The following is a 14,359-nucleotide window of genomic DNA, read 5'->3' as shown; positions in this document are numbered from 1 at the left end:
GGCTTCAGCGCGCCACGCTACCCGCCGTCGGAGGGCGCAATGCAAAACTACATAAGCCACGAAAACATCAGACGTTACGAGAAGCTGATCGCCATCAGTGAAGGTGACCCGTCACGCGACGAAGCACGGCACCAAACGCTGTTACGGCTCCTGGCCGAGGAAAGAGCCAAGGACGAGAGACCGCACGACTGGCCAGACGTCTAATCGGGGCCGCTCCGATCGAGCGTTATGCGAGGCTCATCCCCAAGGCCCGGCGTCCGTTGCAAACTCCCAAGCGGACGCTCATAAGCACGCGCCCCGCCTACGCCGTCCGTAACACCGGCGCTGGCGGCTGCGACGGACGGATCAGCGCGAACGCGACCTGGATGATGCCGCCGGCAAGGCCCAGCGCGACGCCGATGCGCCAGGCCATGGTGTAGGAGCCGAGCGCGTCGTAGATCACCCCTCCTCCATAGGCGCCGAGAAAGCTGCCGATCTGGTGGCTCATGAAGGCAAGGCCCTGGATCATCGCCTGCCAGCGCAGGCCGAACATCTCGGCGACCGCGCCTGCCACCAGCGGCCCCACGCCCATCCACAGGAAGCCCATGATCGCGCCGAACAGCAGCGTCGAGGCCGGAGTCGCGGGCAGCGTGAAGTACCAGGCGAGCGCCAGCGAGCGCAGGATGTAGATGCCGCCGAGCAGCGCCAGCTTGTTCCAGCGCTGGCCGGCCCAGCCGAAGAAAAGCGAGCCCAGCACGTTGAAGCCGCCGATCATGCCGAGCGTCTGTGCGCTCAGCATCGGATCGAGGCCGCAGATGGCGAGATAGGACGGCAGGTGCGTGGTGAGGAACACGAGCTGCATGCCGCAGACGAGATAGGCGCAGGTCATCACCACGAAGGACGCATTGCCGAACGCGGTCTTCGCCGCGGTCATGGCGGTGGCATCGCCGATGTCGTCGGCCGTGGGCTTCGGCAGCGGAACCCCGTCGACGCGGCCGGCATACCACGCGGCCGGAAGCATCAGCACCGACATGATGACGAAGCCGGCGAGCCCGACGCGCCAGCCAAAGCCCTCGTTGAGCAGCTGCCCGATCGGCGCCGACAAAAGAGCGCCGAGCGAGCCGGCGCCGGAGACGATGCCGAGCACGGTGGAGCGCACCGTCGCAGGGACCGCGCGTGCCGCCACCGACATCGCGATCGCGGCCGCGGTGCAGGCCAGCGACGTCCCGATCAGCACGCCGGCACCGATCATGATGCTGACGAGACCGTTCGCGGTCGCCATCAGCACGAGGCCCGCGATGTACATCAGCGAGCCCACGATCATGATCGGGCGGAAGCCGTAGCGCACCGTCATCGCGCCGGCGAGCGGCTGCAAGAAGCCCCAGGCGAGGTTCTGCACGGCCAGCGCCAGCGTGAAATCCGAGATCGAAATGTGGATGTCATGCGTGAGCGGCTGCATGAAGATGCCGAGCGACTGCCGCAGTCCCATGCTCAGGGTGAGCATGATCGAAGCGCCGATCAGGATGGGCAATGTCGGGCGCAGGACCTGCAACAGGGGCATTTTCTTCTCCCTCGTGGGCGCGGCGCACGCGCCGACGTCTGCAATATCGGTTGATTTTGGTTACACAGACCTGTGTACTTAGGCTATGAAAGGTGGACGCTTGTCAAGCCAACAGGACGCACGCTATCGCATGGCTCCCCCGACGACCCCACAGACGATGAAGGAGCGGATCCTCGAGACCGCCGACAAGCTGTTCTATCTGCAAGGCATTCGCGCCATCGGCGTCGATACCATCGCGGCCGAGATCGGGATCTCCAAGCGCACGCTCTACAACCACTTCCCCTCCAAGGATGCGCTGATCGCGGCGTACCTCGAACGCCGCTTCGTGCAGCCCCGCGCCTCGGACAAGCCGCCGGCCGAGCAGATCCTGGCAACGTTCGATTCGCTGGAACGGCGTTTCGCCGCCAGGGATTTTCGCGGCTGCCCGTTCGTGAACGCGGTCGCCGAGCTCGGCCCAGCCGACCGCGCCGTGAAGAAGATCGCAATCGCCTTCAAGGAAAGCCGCCGCGTCTGGTTTCGCGAGCGGCTGATCGAGCTCGGCGTCGCCGATGCGGATGCGCTCGCGACGCAGCTCGTGCTGCTGGTCGACGGCTCCATCGCGCAGGACCTCGTGCGCGACGACCCCGCGATGGCGCGCGCGGCGAAGGAAGCGGCGAAGGTGCTGCTGCGCAATGCAGGCGTGGATGTGGGGGATGGTGCGAAGCCGCTTGTGAAGCGAGGCAAGCCCTAGCCTCAAATAACCGCTGTCGTCCCGGACAAGCGAAGCGCGGATCCGGGCCCCATGGATGCGGCGACAGCGTTCATTCACGCCCCGCCCGATCCTACTAAAATGCTCCTGTTTTGCCCGACGTGTCAAACGACGCTGCCGATGGCGCAAGCGATTTTCGCGGCCCGCGTAAGCCGTTGATCCGACTGGCGCGGCTACTGTGCATGGGGTTGTTTTCGCATTTCTTGTGTCGCCGGCGTTACGCCGCGTGCGACACCACCCGGTTGCGGCCATCGTGCTTGGCGCGATACAGCGCCGTGTCGGCGCGCTTGAGGACGTCGGCAACCGCCTCGCCCTTCTGCTCCAGCGTGGTCAGCCCGATCGAGATCGTGACCTCGATGCGCTTGGTGCCCTTGTGGACGGCAAACGGCTCGCCCGCGATCGAGCGGCGCAGGCGCTCGGCGACCATGCCGGCGACGTGGAGATCGGTCTCCGGCATCACGATGACGAACTCCTCGCCGCCGTAGCGGCAGGCCAGATCGATGCCGCGGATCGACTTGCGCACGCGCACCGCGAATTCGCGCAGCACGTCGTCGCCGGCGTCGTGGCCGTAATTGTCGTTGATCGACTTGAAGTAGTCGATGTCCAGGATCATCAGCGCGAGCGGCTTGCCGCGGGTCGCGGCCTGCTCGGCGAGCGTCGCCAGATGGCTCTCCATGTAGCGGCGATTGTGCAGGCCGGTGAGCGCGTCGGTGATCGCCATCTCGATCGAGTTCTGCACGTTGTCGCGCAAGTGGTCGGTGTAGCGGCGGCGGCGGATCTGGGTGCGGGCGCGCGCCAGCAGCTCGATCTTGTCGATGGGACGCAGCAGATAGTCGTTGACGCCGATCTCGAGCCCACGCAGCAGCCGTGTCGAGTTCTCGGGGTCCGCGATCGCCAGGATCGGCACGTGGCGCGTGCGCTCCAGCGAACGCGCCTGGCTGCAGAGCCGCAGGCCGTCGAAATTGTTGAGGTCGAGCGAGACGATCAGCAGGTCGTAATTGCCCTCGGCGGCGTGGAACAGCGCTTCCGTCGGGTTCGGCTCGACATCGACGGTGTGCTCGGCTGCGAGCAGGCCGGCCAGCCGTTCATAGGAGGACTCGCGGTCGTCGACCAGCAGGATGCGGCCGCCCTTGCCGGTGTCGGCGACCGCAGTGCGCTCCGGCGCCTGCATGCCGATCTCGAGCGAGGTGATGGCGCGCATGCGCAGCTCGTCCGTCATCATCTTCAGCCGCGTCAGCGAGCGCACGCGGGCGATCAGCACGACGTCGGAGACGGGCTTTGTCAGGAAGTCGTCGGCGCCGGCTTCCAGCCCGCGATTGCGGTCGGCGGGGCTGTCGAGCGCGGTGACCATCACGACCGGAATGTGGTGCGTGGCCGGATCGGTCTTGAGGCGGCGGCAGACCTCGAAGCCATCCATGTCGGGCATCATGACGTCGAGCAGGATGATGTCGCACTCGGCGCGGGCGCAGATCGCCAGTGCCTCGGCGCCGTTGGAGGCGGTCATCACGTCGAAATATTCGGCCGACAGACGGGCTTCGAGCAGCTTGACGTTGGCAGGGACGTCATCGACGACGAGGATACGCGCGGACACTTTGAACTCACTTCCTATCCGATGAAACGCCGGACCGTCTCAATGAACTTGCCGACCGAGATCGGCTTGGACAAATAGGCTTCGCAGCCGCCTTCGCGGATGCGCTCTTCGTCGCCCTTCATCGCGAACGCCGTGACCGCGACGACCGGGATGGAGCGCAGCTCCGGATCGTCCTTGATCCAGCGCGTTACCTCGAGGCCCGAGACCTGCGGCAGTTGGATATCCATCAGCACGAGGTCGGGCCGCATCTTGCGGACGAGATCGAGCGCCTCGTAGCCGTTGCTGGTGCCCGTGGTCTGGTAGCCGTGCGCCTCCAACAGGTCGCGGAAGAGCTTCATGTTGAGCTCGTTGTCTTCCACGATCAGGACGGTCTTAGCCATCCCGCCCTCCTGTTTGGTCCGCAGACCGATGCATGTGGCGCCTCAGGCGCCGCTCGCCGGCGCTTCAAAAACTGGATTCAAACTAGCCTCGAATTCGCTCTAGTTTCGTTAAACCCGAGGGCCCACTTTCTGCGATGTGGTTTCCAGTTGCTTGTCGAGGGTCCAGAGACTCGGGCATGATGGTTTCAAAGTAGACACCTAAAGTTAACGGAAAGGCAAACCGGCCCCTTGAAAAAGCCTGTTCACAACCCTCGCGAAGTCGCTGAAATCGTTGCGATTCAGGCCCTGTCTTTCGTCGCGGGCGATCCTGAGCGGCTGGGCCTGTTCCTGGCTGAGACAGGCGTCGGCCCGGAGTCGCTCCGGAACGCCGCCTCGGATCCCGGTTTCCTGCTCAGCGTGCTCGATTTCGTGATGCGCGATGACGCCACCGTGAAGGCCTTTGCCAGCTCCGCGGAACTGCACCCCACCAACGTGGCTGCGGCCCGGCAGGTCCTCGGTGACGCACTGGGCGACCGGACCTGGGAGCGCGACGTGCCGTGAGCGCTCCCGATCCGGCCGGGCCCCGCTGCTTCTGCCGGGATTGTTCGGCCGATCTGGATGCGGGCGTGCGGCGCTGTTCCGCCTGCGGCTCTCCTCGCCTCGTCCGCCATCGCGCGCTCGCGAGCCTTACCATCGCGCATATCGACTGCGACGCCTTCTACGCGACGGTCGAGAAGCGCGACAATCCTGAGATCGCCGACAGGCCCGTCATCATCGGCGGGGGAAAACGCGGCGTCGTGTCCGCCGCCTGCTACATCGCGCGCACCTATGGCGTGCGCTCGGCGATGCCGATGTACAAGGCGCTGGAAGCCTGCCCGCATGCGACCGTGATCCGGCCGGACATGGCGAAATACGTCCGCGTCGGCCGCGAGGTGCGGCAGGCCATGCAGGCGCTGACACCGCTGGTCGAGCCGCTCTCGATCGACGAGGCCTTCCTCGATCTCTCCGGCACCGAGCGGGTGCACGGCATGATCCCGGCCAAGGTGCTGGCGCGGTTCGCGCGCAACATCGAGCGCGATATCGGCATCAGCGTCTCGGTCGGCCTGTCCTGCAACAAGTTCCTGGCCAAAATCGCCTCCGACCTCGACAAGCCCCGCGGCTTCGCCGCGCTCGACCAGGAGGAAGCGCGTTTGATGCTGGCTTCGAGGCCGGTCGGCTTCATCTTCGGTGTCGGACCGGCCACGCAGGAGCGCCTGGTTCAGCGCGGCTTCCGCATCATCGCCGATCTGCAGAAGGCCGACGAGATCGAGATGATGCGGCAGTTTCCGAGCGACGGCCGCCGGCTATGGCGGCTCGCGCGCGGCATCGACGACCGCCGCGTCGAGCCAGATCGGGGCGCCAAGACGATCTCGAGCGAGACCACTTTCGAGACCGACATCCGCGATTTCGCGACGTTGGAGAAGATCTTGTGGCGGCTGTGCGAGAAGACCTCGTCGCGGCTCAAGAGCAGCGAGCTTGCCGGATCCACCGTCACGTTGAAGCTGAAGACCGCCGATTTCCGCCAGCGCACCCGCTCGCAGTCGATCGCAGCGCCGACGCAGCTCGCCGCCAAGATCTTCTCGATCTGCCGCGAGATGCTGGCCAAGGAGATCGACGGCACCGCCTTCCGCCTGATGGGCGCCGGCGTCAGCGCGCTGCGCGAGGGCTCGGCCTCCGACGACACCGACATGCTCGACCGCCGCGCCGCCCATGCCGAGCGCGCGGTGGACAGTTTGCGGAAGAAATTCGGCAGCGCCGCGGTGATCCGCGGCATTGCGTATGACGGGCCGGAGAAGGCGCAGGAGTGATGTCGGGGGAACGAGACCTTACCGCGCTGCTGAGACACATGAAGCCGGAGCTGCGGCCTGGCATCTTCGTGTTCTGCACGATTCCGGCAAACGAGCGCGTTCCGGCGGCGATCAGCCCGCTGCTGACATTCCGCGAGCGGGAAGGAACGACGCTGGTGATCCTGCGTGACGAAGCCGAAGCCGTGGGATTGCGCTACGAATTCCCCTCGCGTTTGATCACCTTGACGGTTCACTCCGCGCTCGATGCGGTGGGCTTTCTTGCGGCCATCACCGCACATCTGGCTGACTCCGGCATCAGCGTGAACGCCGTTTCGGCCTTCCACCACGACCATCTCTTCGTACCCGTCGACAGGGCCGATGATGCGATGGCCGCTCTGCAGGATGTATCAAACGTGAGTCTGGACTAATCCATCGTTTTGGCCGGCCGCGAGCACAGCGGAGGCAGCCTGTCGCGCGTCAGAGGTGCAAGCTTTAAGGCTCCGGGCGTGGACGAATCGAGCCAGAGAATCTCCTCAATCTCCGCTCCGGGAGCGACCGGGTGCGCGATGACGATGCGGAAGTTCCGCATCGACTTGCCGGCCAGGCTCGTGCGCCGCAGGCGCGGTATATCGTCCGACATAGATCATCCCGCTTGGATCGACGTCGATGCCGAGTTCCTCGGACAATTCCCGCTTCAGCGCGGCCTGAGGGTGCTCGCCGGCTTCGACTTTAATCCGCGACCGCGATCGCCTCGATCTCAATCAGCCATTCCGGCGCGGCGAGCGCGGAGACGCCGACGAGGGTCGAAGCCGGCGGCTCCATCCCTTCGAAGAAGGCGGAGCGGGCCTTGCCGATGATCGGGCGCAGCTCCGGCTTGTAGTTCACGACGAAGGTCGTGATCTTGACGATGTTGGCGTAGCTCGCACCGGCCGCCTTCAGCGCGTGGCCGAGATTTTGCATCACCTGGATGGTCTGCGCGGCAATATCGCCTTCGCCGACGATCCGCCCTTCCTCGTCCACCGACACCTGGCCGGAGATGTAGATCGTGCGCGCACCTGTGGCGGTGACGACATGGGAATAGGCCGGATTGTGGTGCAGGCCGCTGGGGCGGAGATGATCGAGCTTGGGCATAGGCTAGCTCCCGGAAGTTTGTGGTGGGGAACAAGCGTAGCCGCAGAGTGCGACAAGGGCTAGACGCCTCGCCCTCAATTACAGGGCTTGCTGTCCTTGACGTCGAACTTGCCCATCGCGCCGGAGATCACGAAATCGTTGTAATCAAGCACGAGCTGGCGCGAGACACCGTTTTCGTAGAGCTCGAACGCCATCGCATAGACGGGGGTTTGCTCGCCTTCCTTCTGCTGGGCTTCGCGGTCGAAATAGCTGACGGTGACCGGCCAGCGCTTGAGTGATTTCATATGCTCGTCGGACGTCGACGGATCGGACGAGCCGGCGCGCTCGGCGGGGATCGGCTGGCCGATCACGGTCAGCGTGTTGTAGACCTTCTGGCCGTCGTCGGAGCCGTCATAAACCGACAGCTCGAGCAGCGACTTGCCGTCCTTGGCGGCGGCAATGATGCGCTGGATCTGCTCGGTCGGGAACACGATCTTGCCGTCGAGGGTAAAGCTCTTCGGCGCCGGCAGCTTCAGCTTGACGTTGATGTGGTCGCCGTCGCGTTCCGCGGAGCCGTCGACCCGGCCGGCGTCGGCCTCATTCATCCGTGTCTCGATCTTGAAGCGATAGCTTTTGCCCGCAGCGTCCTCCCAGGAATTGGAGCGGAGGTCGCTGAGCGTGATCTTGCCCTCGCCGCTGTCGAGCTCGGAGACCTGGCGGAATTCGGAGGTGTAGCCCTCGCACGAGCTTCCGGTGAAGTTGTAGAGGATGCGCCCGCGCGCGCTGTTGACCGAATTGGAGCGCGATTTCACCAGACTGAGGTCATAGAGCGCCTGATGCGCGAGAAACGGACCGCTGGCTGCGTAAGCCCCGCCCCCGGCTCCAAAGACGGCTGCCGCGAGCGCCATCACACCGAGTGAAGTCCGGAAAAGGTGCACCATGTCTGTTCCTTGAAGATGCGTCCTTGGGGAAGCGCAGATTCGACATTTTAATGACCGTTCCATTGCGCCGCAACTGAGGCCGTTTCACGTAAATTTGCGACCCTCACCCTGAACCGCCTGCCCTGCCTCAACAAAATGCGGGCCTTCCGGTTGCTTGCATGTGGCTGCACGATGGGCGAAACAGGGCGCGCCCGGCCGCCAACGGACGCGCCGGAGCGGATGAATTTTGGACAACGAGGTCGAAGATGGCGGGCACGGTCGAGCAGAAACTGGCGGAACAGGGCATCAAGCTGCACGAGGCCCCCACCCCCGTGGCCAATTACGTGCCGTTCGTGCGCACCGGCAATCTGCTGTTCGTCTCCGGCCAGGTCTGCTTCGATCCCGCCGGCAAGCTGATCGCCAAGGGCAAGCTCGGCGCCGGAGTGACCATCGAAGAAGGGGCCGCGGCCGCCCGCGGCTGTGCCGTCAACCTGCTGGCCCAGGTCAAGGCTGCCCTCGGCGACCTCGACAAGGTCGTCCGCGTGGTGCGCCTCGGCGGCTTCATCAACTCCGCCCCGGACTTCCTGGACGGGCCGAAGGTGCTGAACGGCGCCTCCGACCTGATGGTCGCCGCCTTCGGTGACAAGGGCCGCCACGCCCGCACCACCGTCGGCGTCGCCTCGCTCCCCGCGGATGCGGCGGTCGAGGTCGAAGGCGTGTTCGAGGTCGCCTGACGCGAATGCGCGCTCCTGATTGGCTGACAGCCCGGCCGGTCGCCCATCGTGGCCTGCACGACATTTCCCGCGGCATCGTCGAGAACATGCCGGGCGCGGTGCAGGCTGCCATCGCTGGCAATTTCTCGATCGAGGTCGATATCCAGCTTTCCGCCGACGGCGAGGCTATGGTGCATCACGACCATGCGCTCGGCCGCCTCACCGAGGCGACCGGCGATCTGGTCAAGAAGACCGCCGCCGAACTGAAGGCGATCAAGTTTAGGGATACCGACGAGCGGATGATGTCGCTGTCCGACCTCTGCGCCATGGTGGCCGGCCGCGTGCCGCTGGTGATCGAGGTGAAGAGCCATTTTGGCGGCGACCGCAAGCTGGTGAAGCGGATGGCCGAGGTGCTGGCGTCCTATCAGGGGGCAGCGGTCGGCATGTCCTTCGACCCCGACCAGGTGCTGGCTCTGCGCGAATTGTTGCCCTCCCGCCCGCGCGGCATCGTCGCGCAGCGGAGCTATGAGGACGAGTACTGGGCCTACCTGACCCGAGAGCAGCGCGACAGCATGCTGTACCTGCGCCACGGCTTCCAGACCCAGCCGCATTTCGTCGCCTTCAAGGTCGACCACCTCCCGGCCCCCGCCCCCTGGATCGCCCGCAACGTCTTTGGCTGCGCCCTGCTGGGCTGGACCGTGCGCACGCCCGAGCAGCGGACGCGGGTCGGGCAATATGCGGATCAGATGATCTTCGAGGGGTTCGTGCCTTAGGACGCCCTCTTGGGACGCCCTCTTGAAGTCACTGCTGCAATGCACGATCTTGGGCACGATGGCATCATCTGAAATCACGCTCGAGGCTGTACCCTCGATTGGCGAGGTATCTGCTGAGGATTGGGACGCCTGCGCCAATCCCGGCACGGCTTGTAACGGACATGGCAAGGGAACCTCGTCCGGACTTCCAGGCGATTCCCTCGGACTCTCAAAGCCTGCCTATAACCCCTTCGTCTCCCACGCATTTCTATCCGCCGTCGAGAAATCAGGTTCAGCCACAATCCGCACCGGCTGGGGCCCGCGGCATCTCGTGGCCAAGCTCGACGGCCGCGTCGCTGGCATCGTCCCTTGCTATCTGAAATCGCACTCTCAAGGTGAGTACGTGTTCGACCGCGGCTGGGCCGACGCCTATGAGCGTGCGGGCGGGCGCTATTACCCGAAGCTGCAGGTCTCGGTTCCCTTCACGCCCGCGACCGGCCCTCGGCTCTTGGTCCGAGACGGCGTCGACCACGAGCGCATCACGGAAGCGCTGGCGAGCGGGCTGGTGGCGCTGTGCGGCGTCAGCAAGGCCTCCTCGGTCCACGTCACCTTCGCGCGCGAGGCTGAGTGGAAGCTACTGGCCCGGCACGGCTTCCTCCAGCGCACCGACCAGCAGTTCCACTGGCACAATGAGGGTTTTGCGAGCTTCGACGACTTCCTGGCGACGCTGAACTCGCGCCATCGCAAGTCGATCAAGCGCGAGCGGCGCGACGCACTGGCCGCCGGCGTCACGATCCATTGGCTCACGGGCCGCGATATCACCGAAGACGCATGGGATGCGTTTTTCACGTTCTACATGGAGACCGGCTCACGCAAATGGGGCCGGCCGTATCTGACGCGGGAATTTTTCTCGCTGATCGGCGAGACCATGAGCCAGGATGTGCTGCTGGTGATGGCCCGCCGTAACGATCGCTGGATCGCGGGCGCGATCAACTTCATCGGCTCGGACACGCTGTTCGGCCGCAACTGGGGCGCGGTCGAGCATCATCCCTTCCTGCATTTCGAGGTCTGCTACTATCAGGCGATCGATTTCGCGATCAAACACGGCTTGGGGAATGTCGAGGCCGGCGCGCAGGGCGAGCACAAGATCGCGCGCGGCTACCTGCCGCGGACGACCCATTCCGCCCACTTCATCGCCGATCCCGGCCTGCGCCGCGCCATCGACGATTACCTCAAGCGCGAGCGCGCCTATGTCGCGGAGGCTGGGCGGGAGCTCGCCGAGCTCGGCCCGTTCCGCAAAGGCGTCGACGAGGCGCCTTGACGCCCTCGCGCCGCTGGTGACAGTAGGCAAAAATCTCGAGGAGCCGCAGCCATGACCGCCTACGATCCCAACAACATTTTCGCGAAGATCCTGCGCGGCGAATTCTCCTGTCACAAGGTCTATGAGGACGAGCATGTGCTCGCATTCCTCGACATCATGCCGCGGGTGCCCGGCCACACGCTGGTGATCCCGAAGGCCCCTGCCCGCAACATCCTCGACATCAAGCCCGACGACTATGCGCATGTCGCCCGCGGCGCGCACAAGATCGCCGCCGCTGCGATGAAGGCGTTCAAGGCCGACGGCATCACCGTGCAGCAGTTCAACGAGGCCGCCGGCGGACAGGTGGTGTTTCACCTGCACATGCACGTGATGCCGCGCCACGACGGCGTGGCCATGCTGCCGCCCGCCAGCCGCAAGGAAGACGTCAAGGTGCTGGAAGAGAACGCAACCAAGCTAATCGCGGCGTTGCAGGCGGTCTAAGTCTCTCCCACTCGTCATTGCGAGCGAAGCGAAGCAATCCAGACTGCTCCCGCCGAGACAGTCTGAATTGCTTCGCCGCAAGGGCTCCTCGCAACGACGACGTTAGAGCGGAGCGCCCCCCCTATTCGGTCTGGAAATCCCCCGGCTGCGGCGCGGCCAATGGGGTGAACTCGCAGCGGTCGGGCTTGATGTCGATCAGCGGCGTATTGTCGATGCAATCGAGCCCGCGCACCAGGATCGCGTTGCCCTCGATGCCAACGAGCTTCACGATCGAGGTGCCGATCGGATTGGGCCGGACCGGCGAGCGCAGCGAAAAGGCGCCGCGAGTCTTCTCGTTATTCTTCGGGCTTTGCAGGAGGATGTCGCGGCGCGACTTGTCGAGCCAGTAGAGCACTTCGAGATTGCTGTAGAAATCGACGCCCTTGATCGCCGGCAGGAACGGCTCGAAGATCTCGATCCGGCATATCGGGCCGTCATGCCGCCCCTGCCGCGGCGTCTCCAGCCGCGAGGTCCAGGGCGTGCGGATGCGGCCGATGAAGACGAGGCCGGCATCCCCCGTCGGCGGCAGCTCGATGGCGACCTCGCCTTCGCGGAGCTCGTTTTCGCGAACCATATTTCCAGTTCCCTGCTGTTCGCCGGAGTTTTAACCCAACCACCACTTGCCGGCCAGCATGAAGACTTCGCCCGCGACCACGCCCGCGAAGATCGAGCGGCGGGTCAGCAGGAAGACCACGAGGCCGGCGCCGACTGAGCCATAGCGCAGGACATCCGGCACGCTGGCGAGCGCACCCGGCGGCTCGACCACGATCTGGGCGATGACGCCGGCCAGGATCGCGGTGGCGACCGCCCTCACCCAGACCAGAAGCTCGGAGCCCTCGTCGATGCCGCCGCCGAACCACAGGCCCAGCATCCGCCATATCTGGTTGGGAACGACGCCGGCGACGAACAGCACCGCTAGCGCATGCCAGTCGCCGATGAGCTGCGCATAGCTCATGCGCGCACCTCCCGCCACCAATGCACGCCATAGGCGATCGTGCCCGCGATCAGGCCGCTGACGAGGATGTCGAGGCCGGAGTTCATCTTCGCGGCCAGCGGATACAGCAGTATCCCCAGCGCGAGCGCGACGACATCGGCGACCTCGCGGCTGTTGCGCGCGGTCGAGAACAGGAAGGACAGCGGCGTCAGCAAGAGGATCGCCGCGCCAAGCGTCTGCGTGAGATTGGCGGCAAGGAAATAGCCGACCGCATTGGCGGTAAGGCACACCGAGACCAGGCCGCAGCCGAGCCCGTGGACGAACGCGATGCGCCGCTCGCGCGGCACCTGCGGCAGGAAGCGGTGGCATTCGACCCACAGCGTCACCGCGGTGAGGTGAGCGGCAAAGACCAGCTCGCGCCTCTTGGTCGTCGGCGTGCGCATCAGCGGCAGCACCGAGACCACCATCGGAAACAGGCGGATCGCACTGACGGTGACCGCGATTGCGGACTGGATGACGGTCGCACCGGAGCCGAGCGTCGTGATCAGGATGATCTGCGCCGGACCTGCCCATACGAAAAGCGTCGAGCAGAGCGCCCAGAGCAGACTGAAATGGGTGTCGTGAGCGAGCGCGCCGATTCCGAGATAGGTCACGAACAGCACGATTGTGAGGATCGTCTGCGTGATCGAGCGCAGCCCCCACGCAAAGGCGCGCCACGGGCTTTGCCATTGAGGTGAATTGAGCGGAGGAAGCGCCACGGGAGTCTTGGGCCGGGGTGAGGAATCGTGCTGGCATAACGGGCAAAGCGAGGGCTGGCGTCAAGCAAGCGGGCGGCGGGGCTGGCATGCACGCGTGGCGCTCGCGACCGTCGTTCCGGAATGCCCTACCCGCTCACACCACGGTTCTTCAGCACGAAGCAAGCCCCGCCTGACTTGCGGATTCGACCGCAGAGTTCGTCCGCCTCGCTCCGCGTGTCGGCGCCGATGCGCACCTGATAGAAGGCGCGCGTGCCGCGGCTGCGCATCACCGAGCTTAGCAGGCTCGGATCGCGTTCTCCGATCACGGGGCCGAGCCGGGTGACGGCGCGGGAATACATCGCCAGCGCCCTGTTGCGGTCGAAGCCGGCGGCGAGCTGCACGCCCCAGATCTTTGCGGCGGCAAGCTCGACATGCTGCTCCAGCTCGGCGACGAAGGCATTCGGAGCGCGCTTCAGGAGGGCCATCAGATCGCGGCAGCTCGTCGGTGGCGCGCTTGGCGGCCCCTTGCCGGTGCCCCCTGCCTTGGCCCAGGCATCGACGGATGTGCCGGTGATGGCGAGAACGTAGTTGCGTGTCTGCTCCGGCATCGGACCGGTGCCGGCGAGCCATTCCTGCACCCGGCGCGGCCCGGCATTGTAGGCGGCGGCAGCGAGGCCGAGATTGCCGAACTGGTTGCGCAGCTCGTTCAGGAATTCGGCCGACTTCGGCAGCGCCTGTACCGGATTGAAGGGATTGAGCAGCCCACGCTCGCTCGCGGTGCCCGGCATGAATTGCGCGATCCCCTGCGCATGCTCGCCGCTGCGCGTCATGGGCCCCACGGCATCGGCCTGGAAGCGGCTCTCCTGCCAGATCACGCGGGCGAAGAACTCCAGCGGCAGGTTGGCATCGCGCGCGGCCGCCTCGACGATCAGGCAGATCGACTCCCGCGTGTCGCTCTCGCGCGCGTCGGTGGATTTCTCCGCCGGCTTGGCGGGCTCTTCGGCACTGGGGACGGCGACGTCGGAGCTCGCGGGCGAGCTGTCCTCTGCTGCCACCGCTGTCGCCGAAACAAACAGTACAGTGATGACGCGCCATGCAATCTGCATCCACCGCGGGCAGGCGGGCCCGTGGCGCGCGCCGGTGCGGCGTGCAACAAGATGATCCGCCAGATTGTGGCATCCTGCCATGGTTCGATGAGTTGCCAATATGCTGCCTGACCTGCCTTTCCCAATGCGCTCCCTCGCCAAACGGATCCGGGCGATCCTGGCCCTCACCGCACTCCTCCTGAC

The 14,359-nt window shown here is 65.4% G+C and carries 18 protein-coding genes; 8 read left to right on the top strand and 10 right to left on the bottom strand.

Annotated elements, in window-relative coordinates:
• Positions 1 to 301: 301 nt before the first annotated feature.
• Entirely contained in the window at positions 302 to 1,540 is a 1,239-nt protein-coding gene (locus JQ572_RS26865; RefSeq protein ID WP_211385859.1) for an MFS transporter, read from the bottom strand.
• Positions 1,541 to 1,670: 130 nt separating this feature from the next.
• Between JQ572_RS26865 and JQ572_RS26860 the strand changes: the two genes are divergently transcribed.
• Positions 1,671 to 2,270 (top strand): TetR/AcrR family transcriptional regulator, encoded by a 600-nt coding sequence (locus tag JQ572_RS26860; protein WP_211385858.1) that lies wholly within the window; start codon positions 1,671 to 1,673, stop codon positions 2,268 to 2,270.
• 235 nt (positions 2,271 to 2,505) lie between these two features.
• Here JQ572_RS26860 and JQ572_RS26855 read toward each other — a convergent pair whose 3' ends face one another.
• Both JQ572_RS26855 and JQ572_RS26850 read right to left on the bottom strand, forming a co-directional pair.
• On the bottom strand, positions 2,506 to 3,879 hold the full coding sequence (locus JQ572_RS26855; protein ID WP_211385857.1) for a PleD family two-component system response regulator: 1,374 nt from the start codon (positions 3,877 to 3,879) through the stop codon (positions 2,506 to 2,508).
• A gap of 14 nt (positions 3,880 to 3,893) precedes the next feature.
• Entirely contained in the window at positions 3,894 to 4,259 is a 366-nt protein-coding gene (locus JQ572_RS26850) for a response regulator (protein WP_007603272.1), read from the bottom strand.
• Between the two features lie 228 nt (positions 4,260 to 4,487).
• Between JQ572_RS26850 and JQ572_RS26845 the strand changes: the two genes are divergently transcribed.
• The 3 genes from JQ572_RS26845 to JQ572_RS26835 are packed head-to-tail and all read left to right on the top strand — an operon-like array spanning position 4,488 to position 6,492.
• Positions 4,488 to 4,799 carry a DUF3572 domain-containing protein gene (locus JQ572_RS26845; protein WP_015685596.1) on the top strand — a complete coding sequence of 104 codons (312 nt, stop codon included), beginning with the start codon at positions 4,488 to 4,490 and terminating at the stop codon, positions 4,797 to 4,799.
• Positions 4,796 to 6,085, top strand: a complete 1,290-nt coding sequence (locus JQ572_RS26840; RefSeq protein WP_211385856.1) for a DNA polymerase IV — start codon at positions 4,796 to 4,798, stop codon at positions 6,083 to 6,085. The genes JQ572_RS26845 and JQ572_RS26840 overlap by 4 nt, the downstream gene beginning before the upstream one ends.
• Positions 6,085 to 6,492 carry an ACT domain-containing protein gene (locus tag JQ572_RS26835; RefSeq protein ID WP_211385855.1) on the top strand — a complete coding sequence of 136 codons (408 nt, stop codon included), beginning with the start codon at positions 6,085 to 6,087 and terminating at the stop codon, positions 6,490 to 6,492. Before JQ572_RS26840 ends, JQ572_RS26835 begins: the two co-directional genes overlap by 1 nt.
• 105 nt (positions 6,493 to 6,597) lie before the next feature.
• Here the strand turns inward: JQ572_RS26835 and JQ572_RS35150 are convergent, their stop codons facing one another.
• The 3 genes from JQ572_RS35150 to JQ572_RS26820 all read right to left on the bottom strand — a co-directional run bounded on the left by JQ572_RS35150 (position 6,598) and on the right by JQ572_RS26820 (position 8,115).
• A complete protein-coding gene (locus JQ572_RS35150; RefSeq protein ID WP_433996206.1) occupies positions 6,598 to 6,825 on the bottom strand; it encodes an NUDIX domain-containing protein in 228 nt (75 codons plus the stop codon).
• On the bottom strand, positions 6,794 to 7,195 hold the full coding sequence (locus JQ572_RS26825) for a RidA family protein (RefSeq protein WP_211385854.1): 402 nt from the start codon (positions 7,193 to 7,195) through the stop codon (positions 6,794 to 6,796). The genes JQ572_RS35150 and JQ572_RS26825 overlap by 32 nt, the downstream gene beginning before the upstream one ends.
• Positions 7,196 to 7,269: 74 nt before the next feature.
• Positions 7,270 to 8,115: a cell envelope integrity EipB family protein gene (locus JQ572_RS26820; RefSeq protein WP_211385853.1), complete on the bottom strand. Its 846-nt coding sequence runs from the start codon at positions 8,113 to 8,115 to the stop codon at positions 7,270 to 7,272.
• A 245-nt stretch (positions 8,116 to 8,360) separates the two neighbouring features.
• Here JQ572_RS26820 and JQ572_RS26815 point away from each other — a divergent pair, with 245 nt between their 5' ends.
• From JQ572_RS26815 to JQ572_RS26800, 4 genes are read left to right on the top strand one after another with little or no spacing between them, the layout of a single operon-like run.
• On the top strand, positions 8,361 to 8,828 hold the full coding sequence (locus JQ572_RS26815; protein ID WP_007603263.1) for a RidA family protein: 468 nt from the start codon (positions 8,361 to 8,363) through the stop codon (positions 8,826 to 8,828).
• Between the two features lie 5 nt (positions 8,829 to 8,833).
• Positions 8,834 to 9,580 carry a glycerophosphodiester phosphodiesterase gene (locus JQ572_RS26810; RefSeq protein WP_211385852.1) on the top strand — a complete coding sequence of 249 codons (747 nt, stop codon included), beginning with the start codon at positions 8,834 to 8,836 and terminating at the stop codon, positions 9,578 to 9,580.
• A 58-nt stretch (positions 9,581 to 9,638) separates the two neighbouring features.
• Complete coding sequence (locus JQ572_RS26805) at positions 9,639 to 10,880, top strand: GNAT family N-acetyltransferase (protein ID WP_211385851.1); 1,242 nt, start codon at positions 9,639 to 9,641, stop codon at positions 10,878 to 10,880.
• Positions 10,881 to 10,931: 51 nt separating this feature from the next.
• On the top strand, positions 10,932 to 11,360 hold the full coding sequence (locus JQ572_RS26800) for an HIT domain-containing protein (protein ID WP_211385850.1): 429 nt from the start codon (positions 10,932 to 10,934) through the stop codon (positions 11,358 to 11,360).
• Between the two features lie 121 nt (positions 11,361 to 11,481).
• Here JQ572_RS26800 and tsaA read toward each other — a convergent pair whose 3' ends face one another.
• The 4 genes from tsaA to JQ572_RS26780 all read right to left on the bottom strand — a co-directional run bounded on the left by tsaA (position 11,482) and on the right by JQ572_RS26780 (position 14,176).
• Positions 11,482 to 11,973: a tRNA (N6-threonylcarbamoyladenosine(37)-N6)-methyltransferase TrmO gene (tsaA, locus tag JQ572_RS26795; protein ID WP_211385849.1), complete on the bottom strand. Its 492-nt coding sequence runs from the start codon at positions 11,971 to 11,973 to the stop codon at positions 11,482 to 11,484.
• 30 nt (positions 11,974 to 12,003) lie between these two features.
• Positions 12,004 to 12,354: an AzlD domain-containing protein gene (locus tag JQ572_RS26790; protein ID WP_211385848.1), complete on the bottom strand. Its 351-nt coding sequence runs from the start codon at positions 12,352 to 12,354 to the stop codon at positions 12,004 to 12,006.
• The gene (locus JQ572_RS26785) at positions 12,351 to 13,091 is read right to left on the bottom strand and encodes an AzlC family ABC transporter permease (protein ID WP_211385847.1); all 741 of its coding nucleotides are present in this window, start codon (positions 13,089 to 13,091) and stop codon (positions 12,351 to 12,353) included. The genes JQ572_RS26790 and JQ572_RS26785 overlap by 4 nt, the downstream gene beginning before the upstream one ends.
• Positions 13,092 to 13,216: 125 nt before the next feature.
• Entirely contained in the window at positions 13,217 to 14,176 is a 960-nt protein-coding gene (locus JQ572_RS26780; RefSeq protein ID WP_211385846.1) for a lytic transglycosylase domain-containing protein, read from the bottom strand.
• Between the last annotated feature and the right edge of the window lie 183 nt (positions 14,177 to 14,359).

This window comes from Bradyrhizobium sp. SZCCT0153, assembly GCF_018129995.1.
GTDB classification, from domain to species: domain Bacteria; phylum Pseudomonadota; class Alphaproteobacteria; order Rhizobiales; family Xanthobacteraceae; genus Bradyrhizobium; species Bradyrhizobium japonicum_G.
The sequence above is the reverse complement of the archived record's forward strand: the minus strand, read 5'-3'. Positions and strand labels throughout refer to the sequence as shown.

Excerpts from the sequence above, each read along its gene's own strand:
- JQ572_RS26865 (WP_211385859.1), bottom strand. The coding sequence starts at position 1,540 with ATGCCCCTGTTGCAGGTCCTGCGCCCGACATTGCCCATCCTGATCGGC.
- JQ572_RS26860 (WP_211385858.1), top strand. The coding sequence starts at position 1,671 with ATGGCTCCCCCGACGACCCCACAGACGATGAAGGAGCGGATCCTCGAG.
- JQ572_RS26850 (WP_007603272.1), bottom strand. The coding sequence starts at position 4,259 with ATGGCTAAGACCGTCCTGATCGTGGAAGACAACGAGCTCAACATGAAG.
- JQ572_RS26835 (WP_211385855.1), top strand. The coding sequence starts at position 6,085 with ATGTCGGGGGAACGAGACCTTACCGCGCTGCTGAGACACATGAAGCCG.
- JQ572_RS26825 (WP_211385854.1), bottom strand. The coding sequence starts at position 7,195 with ATGCCCAAGCTCGATCATCTCCGCCCCAGCGGCCTGCACCACAATCCG.
- JQ572_RS26820 (WP_211385853.1), bottom strand. The coding sequence starts at position 8,115 with ATGGTGCACCTTTTCCGGACTTCACTCGGTGTGATGGCGCTCGCGGCA.
- JQ572_RS26815 (WP_007603263.1), top strand. The coding sequence starts at position 8,361 with ATGGCGGGCACGGTCGAGCAGAAACTGGCGGAACAGGGCATCAAGCTG.
- JQ572_RS26810 (WP_211385852.1), top strand. The coding sequence starts at position 8,834 with ATGCGCGCTCCTGATTGGCTGACAGCCCGGCCGGTCGCCCATCGTGGC.
- JQ572_RS26805 (WP_211385851.1), top strand. The coding sequence starts at position 9,639 with ATGGCATCATCTGAAATCACGCTCGAGGCTGTACCCTCGATTGGCGAG.
- JQ572_RS26800 (WP_211385850.1), top strand. The coding sequence starts at position 10,932 with ATGACCGCCTACGATCCCAACAACATTTTCGCGAAGATCCTGCGCGGC.
- tsaA (WP_211385849.1), bottom strand. The coding sequence starts at position 11,973 with ATGGTTCGCGAAAACGAGCTCCGCGAAGGCGAGGTCGCCATCGAGCTG.
- JQ572_RS26790 (WP_211385848.1), bottom strand. The coding sequence starts at position 12,354 with ATGAGCTATGCGCAGCTCATCGGCGACTGGCATGCGCTAGCGGTGCTG.
- JQ572_RS26780 (WP_211385846.1), bottom strand. The coding sequence starts at position 14,176 with ATGCAGATTGCATGGCGCGTCATCACTGTACTGTTTGTTTCGGCGACA.